The sequence below is a fragment of the Streptomyces cucumeris genome (assembly GCF_024295805.1).
GTDB classification, from domain to species: domain Bacteria; phylum Actinomycetota; class Actinomycetes; order Streptomycetales; family Streptomycetaceae; genus Streptomyces; species Streptomyces cucumeris.
Window position 1 is genome coordinate 501,294 of record NZ_JANCLX010000001.1, and the last position, 15,174, is coordinate 516,467.

The window sequence follows — 15,174 nt, forward strand, 5'->3', positions numbered from 1 at the left end:
CGATGCGCCGGCAGCAGACGACCACCGCTCCCGCCCCCGCCCCCTACGGAAGCTGGCACTCCCCGGTGAGCGCCGGGCTCGCCGCCTCCCATGACGGCCACCCCGAGTATCTGGGCAGCGTGGGGGAGGAGGTGTGGTGGACCGCGCCGCGCCCCGAGGAGGGCGGCCGCCGCGCCCTGGTGCGGCGGTTGGCCGACGGCGCGGAGCGCTCGGTGCTGCCCCCGCCGTGGAACGTGCGCAGCCGGGTCATGGGGTACGGCGGTGTGCCGTGGGCCGCGGTGCCCCGCCCCGGCCGGGGGCCGCTGGTGGTCTTCGTCCACTTCGACGACCAGCGGCTGTACGCCGTCGAGCCCGATGCCCCGGAGGGCGCCGCGCCACGTCCGCTGACCCCGGTGTCGCCGGTGGGCGGCGGGCTGCGCTGGGCGGACCTGCGGATCCACCCCGGGCGCGGTGAAGTGTGGGGCGTGCTGGAGGAGTTCACCGGTGAGCGGCCCGGTGACGTACGGCGGGTGATCGCCGCCGTACCGCTGGACGGATCGGCCGCCGGGGACCGCGCGGCGGTCCGGGAGCTCACCGACGTCCGCCATGACTTCGTCACCGGCCCCCGGCTCTCGCCCGACGGGCGCCGGGCCGTCTGGATCGCCTGGGACCATCCGCGGATGCCCTGGGACGGTACGGAGGTGATGCTCGCCGAGGTCGCCGCCGAGGGCGGGTTCACCGGGGTGCGGCCGGTGGCCGGGTCCGCCGAGGAGTCGGTGGCCCAGGCCGAATGGGCCCCCGACGGCTCGCTGTTGTTCGTCTCCGACCGCGGCGGCTGGTGGCAGCTCCAGCGCCTCGACCCCGACGGGGCGCCCGACGGCGGCGGCGCGTCGCGCACCACCCTGTGCGACCGGCCGGAGGAGTTCGGCGGTCCGCTGTGGAAGCTGGGCCACCGCTGGTTCGCCCCGCTGCCCGGCGGACTGATCGCCGTCCTGCACGGCCGCGGCGCACAGGTGCTCGGCATCCTGGACCCCGCCACCGGTGCGCTGGCCGATGTCCCCGGACCGTGGACCGAATGGGAGCCGACGCTCGCGGTGGACGGCACCCGGGTGCGGGGCGTGGCCGCGGGTCCCCGCAGCGGCCATGAGGTGGTCGAGCTGGACGTCCGCACCGGCCGCGCCCGGGTCATCGGCAGTCCGCACACCGATCCGGTCGACCCCGCCTACTACCCCCAGCCGCGGAGCCGCACCTTCACCGGACCGGACGGCCGGGAGATCCACGCCCAGATCCACCCCCCGCACAACCCCGATCACACCGCGCCCGAGGGAGAGCTGCCGCCGTTCGTGGTCTGGGCCCACGGCGGCCCCACCTCCCGCGCCCCGCTCGTCCTGGACCTGGAGATCGCCTACTTCACCTCACGCGGTATCGGTGTCGCCGAGGTCAACTACGGCGGCTCCACCGGCCACGGCCGGGCCTACCGCAACCGGCTGCGCGGCCAGTGGGGCGTGGTCGACGTCGAGGACTGCGCCGCCGTCGCACGGGCCCTCGCCGACGAGGGCTCCGCGGACCGCGCCCGGCTGGCCATCCGCGGGGGCAGCGCCGGCGGCTGGACCGCGGCCGTCTCCCTCACCACCACCGGTCTCTACGCCTGCGGCACCGTCATCTACCCCATCCTCGACCTCACCGCCTGGGCCACCGGCGGTACCCATGACTTCGAATCCCGCTATACGGAGTCGCTGGTCGGACCGCTGGCCGAGGTCCCCGAGCGCTATCGCGAGCGGTCCCCGGTGCACCGCGCCGACCGGATCCGCGCGCCCTTCCTGCTGCTCCAGGGGCTGGAGGACACCATCTGCCCGCCCGCGCAGTGCGAGCGCCTCCTTCAGGTCATCGCCGGGCGCGGGGTGCCGCATGCCTATCTCACCTTCGAGGGCGAGGGCCATGGCTTCCGGCGCGCCGACACCATGATCCGGGTGCTGGAAGCCGAACTCGCCCTGTACGCACAGACCTTCGGCATCGAGCGCGCCGACGTCCCCGCACTGGAGCTGACCCGGTAGCGTTGACCAGCCGCTGACACCGGGCATATCGCCATCACCCTTTCTGGAGGAGCGAGTTGACACCCCCACGGGCCCCGCGCATCGTCGGCAGTGAGCCGCTGCCCGCCGCCCTGTCCGGCACCTGGCCGCACGGCGGGCCCGAGACCTGGCTGCTCAGTGTCTCCGCCTACGCCTCCGCACCGGAGACGGACGACCCCGACAAGGTCCTGGACGCCGAGGAGCGCGAGCGGGCGGGGAAGTTCCTGCGCGAGGAGGACCGCCTGCGGTACACCGCCGCCCATATGGGGCTGCGCCGGCTGCTGGGCCGCTATCTCGATCTGGAGCCCGCCGCCGTGCCGTTCACCCGGGAGGCGTGCCCCGGCTGCGGGGGTCCGCACGGCCGCCCCGCGGTGCCCGGCCATCCGCTGCACTTCAATATGTCCCACGCCGGTGATCTGGTGCTGTTCGCCTTCGCGGGCTCACCGGTCGGGGCCGATGTCGAGAAGCTCCAGCCCGCCTCCGTGGTCGAGACGGTCGCCGGGAGCCTGCACCCCTCGGAGCGCGCCGAACTGGACGCGCTGGCGCCGGGTGACCGGCCCGCCGCGTTCGCCCGCTGCTGGACGCGTAAGGAGGCGTACCTCAAGGGCATCGGCACCGGGCTGTCCCAGGACCCGTCGGTCAGCTATGTGGGCACGGGCCCCGAGCCGGTGCCGGTCGGCCCCTGGACCCTGCTCGACGTCCCCCTCGCCGATGCCGTGCCCCCGGGTTCCGCCTACGCGGCGGCGCTGGCCCTGCTGGACCCCGGCCGGGCGGGCTGACCGTTCCCCGCGGGGGCGCGGGCGGAGCGGTGGCGCGCGCCACCGCTCCGTACCATCATGACCCCATGCCCGATCATCCGTATGCCGCCGAGGGAGCCCGCGCGGCCATCCGGCCCCACCGGCGTGAGGACCGCGCGGAGTTCATCCGGTGCGCCCGCGCGAGCGCCGGGTTCCACCGCCCCTGGCTGACCCTCCCCACCACCGACCAGGCATACGAGGGGTTCATCTCCCAGCTTGAGCGCGAGGACCGCGAGGGCTTCCTCGTCTGTGTCCGCGAGACCGGCGCCCTCGCCGGGTTCATCAACATCAACGCCATCGTGCGCGGCGCCTTCCAGTGCGGTTCCATCGGCTACGGGGCGTTCGCGCCGTACGCCGGAGAGGGCTATATGTCCGAGGCGCTCGGACTGGTCCTGCGCCATGCCTTCGGCCCGCTCGGACTGCACCGCATCGAGATCAACATCCAGCCGGGCAACGAGGCGTCGCTGCGCCTGGTGAAGCGCCACGGCCTCCGGCTGGAGGGCTTCTCACCCGACTTCCTCCATATCGGGGGCGCATGGCGCGACCACGAGCGCTGGGCCATCACCAGCGAGATGCTCGACACCGACCCCGGCACCTGACCCCGGTGCGCGGCGGCTCTGTTCACCGAGCCGCCGACGCGGTTCCATGGTCATCGGACGGTCGCCACAGCAGAGGTGACCCGAGCCAGTCGGAACGAGGCAGCCCGTGGCCACGACCGTGCGACGTACCACCCTGACCCTTCCCGCCGCTCCGCTCGGGCCCGGGAACCCCCTGCCCGCGCTGCGTCCGCTCGACGAGACCCACCGCGTCGACGAACGCGTCCGCGCCACCCTCCCCGCCGATATGGCCCGTCAGGTCGCCTACCGCCCGCTGCGCTCGGTGCTCCCGGTGCGGCTGCTCGACGGCTACGGCCGCGACCGCGTCCCCACCGCGCTCGACGCCCTCGTCCTGGAGAACGACCACCTCCGCGTCACCGTGCTGCCCGGCCTGGGCGGCCGGGTGCACTCCCTCCACCACAAGCCCGGCGACCGGGAACTCCTCTACCGCAACCCGGTGTTCCAGCCCGCCGACTTCGCGCTCAACGGCGCCTGGTTCTCCGGCGGCATCGAGTGGAACATCGGCGCCACCGGCCACACCACACTGTCCTGCGCGCCCCTGCACGCCGCCCGGGTACCCGCGCCCGACGCCGCCGACGGGGGCGTGATGGTGCGGCTGTGGGAGTGGGAGCGGCTGCGCGACCTGCCCTTCCAGGTCGATCTGTGGCTGCCGGCCGACTCCGCGTTCCTCTACGTGGGCGTACGGATCCGCAATCCGCACCACCACCCCGCCCCCGTCTACTGGTGGTCCAACATCGCCGTCCCCGAGGACGAGGGCACTCGTGTCCTCGCCCCCGCCGACGAGGCGTGGCACTTCGGCTACACCCGCACCCTCACCCGGGTCCCGGTCCCCGAGTGGAACGGCGCCGACCGCAGCTATCCGCTGCGCGGCGGCCACCCCGCCGACTACTTCTACGAACTGCCCGAGGACGCCCGCCGCTGGATCGCCTCCCTGGACGCCCGGGGCCATGGCCTCGTGCAGACCTCCACCGATCTGCTGCGCGGCCGCAAGCTCTTCCTGTGGGGCGCGGGACCCGGCGGCCGTCGCTGGCAGCGCTGGCTCACCGAACCCGGCACCGGCGGCTATGCCGAGATCCAGGCCGGGCTGGCTCGCACCCAGCTTGAGCACATCCCCCTCGACGCGGGGGAGGAGTTCGCCTGGCTGGAGGCGTACGGACCGCTGTCCGCCGACCCGGCCGCCGTGCACGGCGAGGACTGGGCGGCGGCCCGGCGGACGGCCGGGGAGCGGCTCGAAGCGGCGCTGCCGCGCGCCACCGTCGAGGCCGCGTACGACGCCTGGCGGCCGTACGCGGATGCCGAACCGGAACAGCGCCTCGCCACCGGGTCCGGATGGGGCGCGCTGGAGGTCGAGCGCGGTGGCCACCGGCTGCCCGGTACCCCCTTCGACCCCGGTACCCTGGGCGAGGAACAGCTCCCCTGGCGGCGGCTGTTGCGCTCCGGCGCGTTCCCCGCCTGGGAGGCGGGCCGTGTCCGGACCGACCCCGGCGCATCCCTGGTCTCCCCGGCCTGGCGCGATCTGCTGGAGGCCGCACCGGCCACGGCCGCCGCCGAGTACCACCTGGGTGTCGCCCAGTGGCACGCGGGCGACCGGGCGCAGGCCGAGCGGAGCTGGGAGCGGTCGCTGCGGTGTGCCGAGACCCCCTGGGCACTGCGCTGTCTCGCCGTCGCCGACAGCGAGGCGGGTCATCCGTCGCGGGCGGCGGAACGGCTGCTGCGCGCGGTACGGCTGGTGCTGACCGGCGCCGGAACGGCGGCCACCGAAGCGGTCGCGCCCGCACCGGACGCCGCCGCACGCGACGCCATGGACACCACGGGCGCCCGCCGCGCCGTCTCGGTCGTCGCGCCACCCGCCCCCGCCGGCCCGGAAGCCGGCTCGGACGGCTCCGCCAGGGAGGCGGCCGAGGCGGCGCTGGGCCGGGAGGCGGTGGTCGCGCTGCTCGCCGTGGACCGTGCCGACGACGCCCGCGCGGTGCTGGAGGCGCTGCGCCCGGAGATCCGCGCCCGGGGGCGCTTCCAACTGCTCCGGGCACAGGTGCTGTTGGCCCAGGGCGACGCGGTATCCGCCCGTGCCGTCTTCGACGAGGGGTTCGAGGTCTGCGATCTGCGCGAGGGCGACGAGGCGCTGAGCGACACCTGGTTCGCCATCGCCGAGGCGCTGACCGCGCGGGCGGGCGAACCGCGGACGGACCGGACGCGGACGCGGGCGAGGGCCGAGCACCCCCTCCCCGAGCCCTACGAATTCCGGATGCGCCCGTCGTAGCCCCGGGGCCCGTCAGGCCGCGAACCCGTCAGGCTGCCGGGCCCGTCAGGCCGTCGGGTTGCGGTCGACGTACTCGAAGACCGAGCCGTCGGGGTGGCGGGCCACCAGCGTGCGGCCCACCGGTGCGGGCAGGGGACCGGCGACGATCTGTGCGCCCACGGCGGTCAGATCGGCCACCGCCTCGTCCACGTCCTTCACCGCGAGCGTGGCCGTGATCTTGCGGAGGATCGACAGCTCCGTCTCCGGACCGCTCATCAGGAAGAAGCAGCCGACCGCCGCGACCGAGACTCCTCCGCGCTGGAAGCGGAACGCCTCGGCACCGGTCAGTCGTTCATAGACGGGGATCGCCGAGTCCAGGTCGTCGACGCATACGCGCAGTGAAGTCCCGAGAATGTCCATGCGGGCGAGCCTAGTTGAACCGCCGTGCGCGGTCGCACCGCTCAGACACGGCAGAGGAGTTCACCGTGCAGGACGGCGAACCAGCCGTCCGCGCACGCTCCCCAGGCCCGCCATGCGTCCGCGATCTCCCGCAGTCCGGCCTCGGTCGTATGGCCCCCGTCCACCGCGAGCCGGGCGTAGCCGGAAGCGACCGTACGGTCCGCCCACAGCCCGCTCCACCAGGACCGCTCCTCCGGGGTCGCATAGCACCAGGCGGTGGCGGTCGCGGTGAGGTCCGTGAAGCCGGCGGCCAGCGCCCAGGAGCGCAGCCGTCGTCCGGCGTCCGGTTCCCCGCCGTTTGCGCGGGCGACCCGCCGGTACAGATCCAGCCACTCGTCCATTCCCGGGACGGAGGGGTGCCAGGTCATGGCCGCGTAGTCGCTGTCCCGCACCGCCACCAGGCCGCCCGGACGGCACACCCGCCGCATCTCGCGCAGCGCCCGCACCGGGTCGCCGACGTGCTGGAGCACCTGATGGGCGTGGACCACGTCGAAGGAGTCGTCCGGGTGGTCCAGCCCGTGGACGTCGGCGACCGCGAAGCGGACGTGGGACAGCCCCCGCTCCTCCGCCACCGCCTGCGCCCGCTCCAGTACGCCGCTGTCGGCGTCGACCGCGACGACCTCGCCCTCCGGCACCAGCTCGGCGAGGTCCGCGGTGATCGTGCCGGGGCCGCAGCCGATGTCCAGGACCCGCATCCCGGGTTCGAGATGGCCGGTCAGATAGGCCGCGGAGTTGGCCGCCGTACGCCAGGTGTGCGAGCGCAGCACCGATTCATGGTGTCCGTGGGTGTACACGGCGGTGTCCTTCGGCAGAGCGGACGACATGGCGGAACTCCCCTTCGAGCCCTCGGGGTTGATGTGCCGACCCAGCGGCCGGGCACGGCTCCACCCTAGAAGCTCGTCTCGGATCGCGAGAGTGCCGTCTCACTATGTAGAAGACTCTGTGGAAGAGGGGAGAGGCGGTGCCGCACATCCGCGGCGCCGCTCCCTCCCCTCCCGAGGTCCGGCTACGCCCCGGGCCGCAGGCCGAGGGCCGAGACCACCTCCCCGACCGTGTGGTAGGTGCGGTCCGGGGGCAGCTCCTCGGCGAGGGCGATCAGCCGGTCCGGGGCGTGGCGCTCCTCCAGGGTGCGCAGCACGGTGCCGCGCTCCGCGGGGAACGTCGTACGTCCCAGACGCCGGGCGAACTCGAACCGCACGGCCTCCGCCTCGCCGCCCGTCCCGGGGGAGGGCACCGGTCCGGTCATGACCGGCGGATCGTCATCGGCGGCGGGTTCCGGGTCGTGCCACTCCTCCACCCGCGTCGGGTGTCCGGAGCGGATCAGACCCTGGAGCTCGTGCTTCATCTCATCGTCCCTGCGGACGCTCACCCGGTTGCTGCCTCGCTGCATGTCGGTCCCCTTCCAGCGGGTCCGTGTCACCTCGGGCTGGTCGATGGTCCCGAGGTCCTTTCACTCCGTTTCTCGCCCCCGTTCGGCGGTACGGCCGGTTCCGGTCATCCCGCCGTGCCCCTTGCGTACCCGTCGACGCGTCTTCAACACGAGGTTCGGCCGATTGGACATGACTCCTGTTCGCGGCAGGTTTGGCCGTCGCCCCGAGGGGGACCCGGGGGCTGGCCGAGCGGCCCGCAGGGAGTGAGGAGCGGCGCCGGGCGCGGGAGATCAGGGGCCCGCGCCCGGCGCCCTGGGAGTGTGGCGGGGCGCCGGGGGGGGGAGCGGGGGGCCCCCCCCCCGGCGCCGTGGCCCCTGTGCGCGCGCCGGGCGCCCGGCTCGGTGTTAGCAGCGGTGGGCCACGGGTACCCGGCGCGCATGACTGAAGAATCGGCCCGTCCGGGGCCGGGGGACGGGTCGGCCGTGCCGTCGGCGGGGGAGCCGTCGGGTCCGGTCGCCCGGATCGTGCGTGAAGAGATCCGCGAGGAGCTGCGCGTCCTGCGGGACGAGATACGGGATGAGATACGGAGCGAGCTGCGGGAGGAGCTGCGTGAGCAGTCCCGGCAGCGGACCGTCCGGCTCTGGGGCGGCGCGGCGGCGGTCGCGATCTACGCGGGGGCGGTGTTCACCGCGTGTCTGGTGCTGCTGTTCGCCCTCGCGATGCCGGGCTGGGCGGCGGCGCTGATCGTCGGCGCGATGCTGATGGTGCTGGCCGCGGTCCTCAAGAACTCCGCGGGCCGGCCACCGCGGGCCCGGCCGCAGGCCCAGTGGTCGCCCAGGTCCCAGCTCGGCGCGAATGACCCTTCGGCCCCGGCCACCCCGCCGGCGCCGCCCACGCCACCCGAGCCGCCCGCCGAACCACCGGGTCCGCCGCACCGGGGCTGACCCCTGACGGGGGACGACCGCCGCCGGGGGCGGCACGACGAGGAGCACCATGGCCGATCAACCGCTGCTGGCCCGGTACGCCGAGGCGCTGGATCTGTTCACCGAGCGGGTGCATGCGATCACCCCCGACCAGTGGGCCGCCCCGACGCCCTGCACCGAGTGGACCGTACGTGACCTGGTGAACCACCTGGCCGTCGAGCAGATGTGGGTGCCACCGCTGGTGACGGACGGATCCAGCCTCGCCGACCAGGGCGAGGCCCTGGAGGGCGATCTGCTGGGCGACGACCCCGTCGCCACCTGGGACGCGGTCGCGGCCGGCGCCCGCGCGGCGTTCCGCGAGCCCGGTGCCCTCGACCGGACGGTGGACCTGTCCTTCGGTGAGACCCCCGCGGCGCACTACTGCGCCCAGATGACGGCGGACGCGGTCGTGCACGCCTGGGACCTGGCGCGGGCCATCGGCGCGGATGAGCGCATCCCCCGGCCGCTGGTGGACTTCTCGGTCCGCGAGGTCGCACCGTACGCCGTCGATCTGGAGGCGAGCGGACTGTTCGCCGCCCCGGTGGAACCGCCGCAGGGCGCCGATGCGCAGACCAAGCTGCTGGCCCTCCTCGGCCGCCAGGCGTAGGCCGGTCCGCGGGGCCCACGACGCCTGGCACCGGTCTCCGCGGACTGATCCGCGGAGACCGGCAGACGGACCGGACCGAGCTGCCGCTCCCCGTGCCTCGGCGAAGCTCCTCAGCAGCGCGCCGTGGGCCGGTCCCAGTGCCGGTGCGCGGCGACGGCCTCGGTGAACGCCCCGGTGAACTCCTCGCTCGCCGCACCCGTCGTCGTGTCGGTGACCACTCCGCGGTCCGCGCACACATGGCCGTGGCCCGAGGCGATGTGCAGCCCCTCGGTCTCCAGTGCCGCCAGGAGTCCCACCCCCGAGCCCAGCGCGCCGATCGGCTTGCCGTGCCGGTACGCGTCCCGGACGAACCGCATCGCCGCGCTGTCGGCGGACAGCTCCGGGGTCCCGACCGGTCCGCCGGGCAGCAGCACCGCGTCGTAGAGCACCGACGCGACGGTCGGCAGCGCCCGGTCCACCGGACAGTCCTCGCCGTCGCTGCCCCGTACCGTGCCGTCGTGCGGGGCCAGGGCCTCCACCACGGCGCCCCGCGCGGACAGCGCCTCCTTCGCCTGGCCGAGCTGAACGGTGTCCACCCCGTCGGTGACCAGCACCGCGATGGTGCGGGTGCGGATCGAATGGTCACCGCGCAACTGGTCGAGACTGAGCGCGGGGGAGGCCAGCGGCTTGTGGTCGTCCGGACCGGGTGCGGGCACGGCGATCCCGATGCCCTCGGCCACCGCGGTGGCCAGGCCGTGGTCGATACGCGCCAGCTCGCCGACGGTCCGTTCCCGGATCTCCACCGTTCCGACCTTGCCCAGTTCGAAGCGGAAGGCGTCGACGATATGCCGGCGCTCCCATGCGCTCATGCTGTTCCAGAACAGCGCCGCCTGGCTGTAGTGGTCCTGGAAGCTGGCGCTGCGCTTGCGGATCTTGGCGCCGTCGACCCGCTCCGCGTAGTGGGAGAAGGCGTAGCCGTCCGGTCCGGCGATGGCCGGGCAGCCACCGCCCAGGGAGTTGGGGGAGTAGCTGGTGCCGGTGTGGATCGCGCTCTGGTGGAGGCCGTCGCGCTGGTTGGTGCGCACCGGGGCGACCGGCTGGTTGACCGGGATCTGCGCGAAATTGGGGCCGCCCAGCCGGATCAGCTGGGTGTCCAGATAGGAGAAGTTGCGGGCCTGGAGCAACGGGTCATTGGTGAAGTCGATCCCGGGGACCACGTTCGCGGTGTGGAAGGCGACCTGTTCGGTCTCGGCGAAGAAGTTGTGCGGATTGCGGTCCAGCACCATCCGGCCGATCGGCCGCACCGGCACCTGCTCCTCCGGAATGATCTTCGTAGCGTCGAGCAGATCGAAGTCGAAGGTGAACTCGTCCTCCTCCGCGACCAGTTGCACCCCGAGCTCGTACTCCGGGTACTCGCCCGACTCGATCGCCGTCCACAGATCACGCCGGTTGAAGTCCGGGTCCCGGCCCTGGCACTCCTGGGCCTCGTCCCACACCAGCGAGTGCACCCCCAGCCGGGGCTTCCAGTGGAACTTCACGAAGGTGCCCTTGCCGCGTGCGTTCACGAAGCGGAAGGTGTGCACCCCGAACCCCTGCATCATGCGGTAGCTGCGCGGGATCGCCCGGTCCGACATCAGCCACATGATCATGTGCATGGTCTCGGGCTGGAGCGAGACGAAGTCCCACAGCGTGTCATGGGCGGACGCACCGGTGGGGATCTCGTTGTGCGGCTCCGGTTTGAGCGCGTGCACGAAGTCGGGGAACTTGATGCCGTCCTGGATGAAGAAGACCGGCATGTTGTTGCCGACGAGATCGTAATTGCCCTCCGAGGTGTAGAACTTCGTCGCGAAGCCCCGGACGTCGCGCACGGTGTCCGCCGAACCGCGCGCCCCCTGCACGGTCGAGAACCGGACGAAGACCGGGGTGCGCACCGACGGGTCCTGGAGGAAGGCGGCCCGGGTGAACTCCGCACAGGACTCATACGGTTCGAAGTAGCCGTACGCGCCCGCGCCCCGGGCGTGCACCACGCGCTCGGGGATCCGCTCGTGGTCGAAGTGCGTCAGCTTCTCGCGGAAGTGGAAGTCCTCCATCAGCGTGGGGCCGCGGTCACCCGCCGACAGCGAGTCGTCGCTGTGGTCCACCGCCACACCCTGGTCGGTGGTGAGGGGGCCCTCGGCGGGTTCGGCGGCCCGGTACGCCTCGCGCTGCCGCTCCTTGCGGTCGTCCGTCATGGGGAGGCTCCCTTCGTCGCGAGCTCCTGCACAAGCGCCTCGTCGAACGCCTTCGGTTCCGTCGTACCGTGCGCTCCCTCCGCGGTTCACCGGTCCTCACCCCGGTGCGGGAGGAACTCCCGCGCCCTGGCGCCGAATCCCCGGCGGACCGTGCCCGCCGCCCCGGCGTCCGCACCGTCCTCCTCGCCGGTCTCCGGCGGGCCCTCCCACTCCGCCCAGTCCGCGTCCGGCGGCAGCGGTGTCACCCCGGGGTCGGTCCGGAACTCCACCACCGCCGGGCCGTCCGCCCCCAGCGCCTCGCGCCACGCCTGTTCCACGTACTCCGGCCGCTCCACCCGGATCCCGGTCAGTCCGAGGGACCGGGCGAACCCCGCGTAGGGCACCTGGGGGCAGCCCTGCGACGCCGCACCCCCGTCCTCCCGGTCGTGCCAGACGCCGATGACCAGCCGCGGGTTCTCCCAGGCATCGCGGTACGCGGCGGCCGTGACCAGCCCGGCCAGACCGGTCCTCCGCATCGCGCCGTCCCCGGCCAGCGCCACCACCGGCCGTTCGGGGCGGGCGAACTTCGCCCCGATCGCGTACGGGACGGCGCACCCGGCCGTGCCGAGCGTGCCCGACAGCGCGGCGCGCAGTTCGCCGCGCATCCGCAGATGGCGTGCGTACCAGGGGGTGACGGCCCCGGAGTCGCAGGTGACGATGGTGTCCGGGGGCAGCAGCGGATCCAGGCGGTCGGCCACATACGCGGGGTTGAGAGGGTCGGCGGGCAGCGCCGCGCGGTGCGCCAGTGCCCGGCGCCACCGCCGGACGCCCGCCACGACCCCGTCCTGCCAGTCGCGGTCCTCGGCGCGGTGCAGCAGGGGCAGCAGCCGCAGCAGGGTCTCCCGGGCGTCGCCGACCAGATTGACCTCGTAGGGGTAACGGAGCCCGATCATATGGGGGTCGAGATCGATCTGAACCGCCCGGACCGCGCCGCTCTCGGGGAGGTACTGGCTGTACGGGAAGCTGGAGCCGACGGTCAGCAGGGTGTCGCAGTCCCGCATCAGCTCGTAGGAGGGGCGGGTGCCGAGCGGTCCGATCGGCCCGGTGACGTAGGGGAGTTCATCGCTGAGCGCGTCCAGTCCGAGCAGCGCCTTGGCCACGCCCGCGCCGAGCCGCTCGGCCACCCGCCGCACCTCGGCACCGGCCCGGACGGCGCCCCGGCCGATCAGCACGGCCACCCGGTCACCCGCGTTGAGCACCTCCGCGGCCCGCTCCAGCGCGGCGCCGGACGGCACCGCGGACCAGCCGCTGCGGTCCAGGCTGGAGGGCACCATGGCGGATGCGTGGCCGGGCGGGGCGTACACGAGCTCCTGCACATCGGACGGGATGATCACGGCGGTGGGGGCGCGGCGCGCGTAGGCGGTGCGGATCGCCCGGTCCAGCACATTGGGCAGTTGCTCGGGAACGGTCACGGTCTCCAGGAACGCGGCGGCGACATCGTGGAAGAGGGCGGGCAGGTCCACCTCGCGCGGGTACGAGCCGCCCATCGCACTGCGCGGGGTCTGTCCGACCAGCGCCACCACCGGGACCCGGTCCAGCCGGGCGTCGTACAGCCCGCCCAGGAGCTGGATCGCGCCCGGTCCGGAGGGCGCCGCGCAGACCCCGAGCCGGCCGCTGAACCTGGCGTAGCCGACGGCCTCCAGGGCGGACAGCTCCTCGTGCCCGGAGCGGATGAACCGCGGTGCGTCCCGCACCCGCTCCCAGGCCGCGAGCAGTCCGCCGAGACCGTCGCCGGGGCAGCCGAAGACATGCGGCACGCCCCACTCACCGAGCCGGGCGAGGAGGTGATCGGCCACGGTCCCGGTCATGGCCGGCCTCAACCCGGGAGCTGGGGCAGCACTTTGGTGCGGTAGAAGTCGAAGAACCCGCGCTGGTCGGGGCCGATCTGGTTGACGTAGACGGTGTCGAAACCGGCCTCGGCGTACGCCGCCAGCGCCCGGGTGTGTGCCTCCGGGTCGTCGCCGCAGGTCACCCGGTCCGCGAGCTGTTCGGGGGTGACCAGCTCGGCGGCCTGCTCGAAATGGGCCGGGGTGGGCAGCAGTTGGGCCAGTTCCCCGGGGATCCCCAGGTTCGGCCACAGCCGGTGGGCGGTGCCCAGCGTCTCGTATTGGTCGGTGCCCCAGCAGACCCTGAGTCCGCCGCGCACGGGTTTGGAGTTGCCGCTCGCACCGCTGCCGCGGCGGAACCGCGCCACGATCTCGGCGTCCGGGACCATGGTGATGAAGCCGTCGCCGACCCGTCCGGCCAGCTCCGCGGCGGCCGGACCGGCGGCGGCGATGTCGATGGGCACCGGCTCCTCGGGCAGCGTGTACAGCCGCGCGTTCTCCACCGTGTAGTGCTTGCCGTGGTGGCTCACCTCCTGGCCGTCCAGGAGCTGGCGTATCACCGAGACGGCTTCCTCCAGCATCTCCAGCCGGATCGACGCCTGGGGCCACGGACCGCCCGGTACATGCTCGTTGAGCGCCTCGCCGGTGCCCACGCCCAGCCGGAACCGGCCCTCCAGCAGCACCGCGCTGGTCGCCGCGGCCTGGGCGGTGACCGCGGGGTGGATCCGCAGGAGGGGGCAGGTCACCGCGGTCTGTACGGGCAGGCTGGTGGCCTGGGAGAGGGCGCCGATGACCGACCAGACGAAGGGGCTCTGGCCCTGGGCGCCGGTCCAGGGGTGGAAGGGGTCGGAGATCCACAGGGCGCTGAATCCGGCCTGCTCCGCCATCCGTGCCTGTTCGACGAGTGCGGCGGGTCCGTGTTCTTCGGCGGCCAGGAAGTAGCCGTACTCGGTCATGAGCCCTCCTCGTGGCGGGCAGCCGGTGCGACGGAAAGCCGGGGAATGCCGGGAAGGAAACCTGGTTCGGCCCGGTTTGGCGGGGCTCGCGACGGGCAGGCGAACGGTGTGCTTCGGACCGGAGGCACGCCATGGAGCAGCCTGGCTGCGAGAGGCGTGTCTCGACTGGTCGCCGACTCTGTCCGGTTTTGCTCCTTTTGGTGATCCGACCATAGCTCAAGGGAGACACCGGCGCATGACATCCGTACGAGCACGCTCCCGACATCCGCACGACGACGCCCCCGACACCGTGGCGGCCTTCCACCGGATCTCCGCCCTGCCCGACGGCCCCGCCAAGGAGGCCCTGCGCGAAGAGGTGGTCCGGGCCTGGATGCCCATGGCCGAACGGCTGGCCCTGAGGTTCCGCAACCGGGGCGAGGCGACCGAGGACCTGCGCCAGGTCGCCATGGTCGGGCTGGTCAAGGCGGTCCGGGGATATGACCCGGAGCGCGGCCCGGCCTTCGAGAGCTACGCCGTGCCGACCGTCGTCGGCGAGGTCAAACGGCACTTCCGTGACCACCTGTGGGGGCTGCACGTCCCGCGGCGGGTCCAGGAACTGCGCAACCGGGTCCGCACCGCCCTCCAGGAACTGACCCGCACCCCGGACGACCGGACCCCCGGCGCCGCCGAGATCGCCGCCCACACCGGGATGAGCGAGGAGGACGTCCGCGTCGGCATGGAGGCCCTGGGCAGCTTCGCCCCGCTCTCCCTGGACGCCGAACTGCGCGGCGCCGACGACGGTTACGCGCTGGTGGACACCCTCGGATCGACCGAGCCGTCGTACGAGCGGGTGGTCCAGCGCGAATCCCTGCGGCCCCGGCTGCGGGCCCTGCCCGAACGTGAGCGGGAGATCCTCTATCTGCGGTTCTTCTGTGACGAGACCCAGAGCCGGATCGCCGACCGGATGGGCCTGTCCCAGATGCATGTCTCCCGGCTCATCTCCCGGACCTGCGCCCGGCTGGGCGAGGAGGCCGGAGCGGACGCCGCCTGAGCCGGGCGCGC

Annotated in this window: 13 protein-coding genes; 7 read left to right on the forward strand and 6 right to left on the reverse strand. The window is 73.6% G+C overall.

The window, feature by feature from the left end:
- Positions 1-2 precede the first annotated feature (2 nt).
- The 4 genes from NMK44_RS02330 to NMK44_RS02345 all read left to right on the forward strand — a co-directional run bounded on the left by NMK44_RS02330 (position 3) and on the right by NMK44_RS02345 (position 5,725).
- The gene (locus NMK44_RS02330; RefSeq protein WP_254737588.1) at positions 3-2,033 is read left to right on the forward strand and encodes a S9 family peptidase; all 2,031 of its coding nucleotides are present in this window, start codon (positions 3-5) and stop codon (positions 2,031-2,033) included.
- Positions 2,034-2,089: 56 nt separating this feature from the next.
- Positions 2,090-2,830 (forward strand): 4'-phosphopantetheinyl transferase family protein, encoded by a 741-nt coding sequence (locus NMK44_RS02335; protein WP_254737589.1) that lies wholly within the window; start codon positions 2,090-2,092, stop codon positions 2,828-2,830.
- Between the two features lie 65 nt (positions 2,831-2,895).
- A complete protein-coding gene (locus NMK44_RS02340; RefSeq protein ID WP_254737590.1) occupies positions 2,896-3,447 on the forward strand; it encodes a GNAT family N-acetyltransferase in 552 nt (183 codons plus the stop codon).
- A gap of 106 nt (positions 3,448-3,553) precedes the next feature.
- Entirely contained in the window at positions 3,554-5,725 is a 2,172-nt protein-coding gene (locus tag NMK44_RS02345) for a DUF5107 domain-containing protein (RefSeq protein WP_254737591.1), read from the forward strand.
- 45 nt (positions 5,726-5,770) lie between these two features.
- Here NMK44_RS02345 and NMK44_RS02350 read toward each other — a convergent pair whose 3' ends face one another.
- The 3 genes from NMK44_RS02350 to NMK44_RS02360 form a co-directional block, all read right to left on the reverse strand.
- Positions 5,771-6,124 (reverse strand): VOC family protein, encoded by a 354-nt coding sequence (locus NMK44_RS02350; RefSeq protein WP_254737592.1) that lies wholly within the window; start codon positions 6,122-6,124, stop codon positions 5,771-5,773.
- Positions 6,125-6,165: 41 nt separating this feature from the next.
- Positions 6,166-6,987, reverse strand: a complete 822-nt coding sequence (locus NMK44_RS02355; protein WP_254737593.1) for a methyltransferase domain-containing protein — start codon at positions 6,985-6,987, stop codon at positions 6,166-6,168.
- Positions 6,988-7,169: 182 nt separating this feature from the next.
- Positions 7,170-7,553 (reverse strand): DUF2795 domain-containing protein, encoded by a 384-nt coding sequence (locus NMK44_RS02360; protein ID WP_254737594.1) that lies wholly within the window; start codon positions 7,551-7,553, stop codon positions 7,170-7,172.
- A 417-nt stretch (positions 7,554-7,970) separates the two neighbouring features.
- On the opposite strand from NMK44_RS02360, the gene NMK44_RS02365 reads away from it, so the two are divergent.
- Together NMK44_RS02365 and NMK44_RS02370 are read left to right on the forward strand one after the other, a co-directional pair.
- A complete protein-coding gene (locus tag NMK44_RS02365; protein ID WP_254737595.1) occupies positions 7,971-8,477 on the forward strand; it encodes a phage holin family protein in 507 nt (168 codons plus the stop codon).
- A gap of 49 nt (positions 8,478-8,526) precedes the next feature.
- The gene (locus NMK44_RS02370) at positions 8,527-9,102 is read left to right on the forward strand and encodes a TIGR03086 family metal-binding protein (protein WP_254737596.1); all 576 of its coding nucleotides are present in this window, start codon (positions 8,527-8,529) and stop codon (positions 9,100-9,102) included.
- Between the two features lie 110 nt (positions 9,103-9,212).
- On the opposite strand, the gene NMK44_RS02375 is transcribed toward NMK44_RS02370, so the two are convergent.
- From NMK44_RS02375 to NMK44_RS02385, 3 genes are all read right to left on the reverse strand, one after another.
- Positions 9,213-11,312: a catalase gene (locus NMK44_RS02375; RefSeq protein WP_254737598.1), complete on the reverse strand. Its 2,100-nt coding sequence runs from the start codon at positions 11,310-11,312 to the stop codon at positions 9,213-9,215.
- Between the two features lie 86 nt (positions 11,313-11,398).
- The gene (locus NMK44_RS02380; RefSeq protein WP_254737600.1) at positions 11,399-13,159 is read right to left on the reverse strand and encodes a thiamine pyrophosphate-requiring protein; all 1,761 of its coding nucleotides are present in this window, start codon (positions 13,157-13,159) and stop codon (positions 11,399-11,401) included.
- Positions 13,160-13,167: 8 nt separating this feature from the next.
- Entirely contained in the window at positions 13,168-14,133 is a 966-nt protein-coding gene (locus tag NMK44_RS02385; protein ID WP_254737602.1) for a TIGR03557 family F420-dependent LLM class oxidoreductase, read from the reverse strand.
- A 235-nt stretch (positions 14,134-14,368) separates the two neighbouring features.
- Here NMK44_RS02385 and NMK44_RS02390 point away from each other — a divergent pair, with 235 nt between their 5' ends.
- Positions 14,369-15,163 (forward strand): SigB/SigF/SigG family RNA polymerase sigma factor, encoded by a 795-nt coding sequence (locus NMK44_RS02390; protein ID WP_254737604.1) that lies wholly within the window; start codon positions 14,369-14,371, stop codon positions 15,161-15,163.
- Positions 15,164-15,174 lie beyond the last annotated feature (11 nt).

Coding starts and splice junctions, on each gene's coding strand:
- NMK44_RS02330 (WP_254737588.1), top strand. CDS start 3: ATGCGCCGGCAGCAGACGACCACCGCTCCCGCCCCCGCCCCCTACGGA.
- NMK44_RS02340 (WP_254737590.1), top strand. CDS start 2,896: ATGCCCGATCATCCGTATGCCGCCGAGGGAGCCCGCGCGGCCATCCGG.
- NMK44_RS02350 (WP_254737592.1), bottom strand. CDS start 6,124: ATGGACATTCTCGGGACTTCACTGCGCGTATGCGTCGACGACCTGGAC.
- NMK44_RS02355 (WP_254737593.1), bottom strand. CDS start 6,987: ATGTCGTCCGCTCTGCCGAAGGACACCGCCGTGTACACCCACGGACAC.
- NMK44_RS02360 (WP_254737594.1), bottom strand. CDS start 7,553: ATGCAGCGAGGCAGCAACCGGGTGAGCGTCCGCAGGGACGATGAGATG.
- NMK44_RS02365 (WP_254737595.1), top strand. CDS start 7,971: ATGACTGAAGAATCGGCCCGTCCGGGGCCGGGGGACGGGTCGGCCGTG.
- NMK44_RS02370 (WP_254737596.1), top strand. CDS start 8,527: ATGGCCGATCAACCGCTGCTGGCCCGGTACGCCGAGGCGCTGGATCTG.
- NMK44_RS02375 (WP_254737598.1), bottom strand. CDS start 11,312: ATGACGGACGACCGCAAGGAGCGGCAGCGCGAGGCGTACCGGGCCGCC.
- NMK44_RS02380 (WP_254737600.1), bottom strand. CDS start 13,159: ATGACCGGGACCGTGGCCGATCACCTCCTCGCCCGGCTCGGTGAGTGG.
- NMK44_RS02385 (WP_254737602.1), bottom strand. CDS start 14,133: ATGACCGAGTACGGCTACTTCCTGGCCGCCGAAGAACACGGACCCGCC.
- NMK44_RS02390 (WP_254737604.1), top strand. CDS start 14,369: ATGACATCCGTACGAGCACGCTCCCGACATCCGCACGACGACGCCCCC.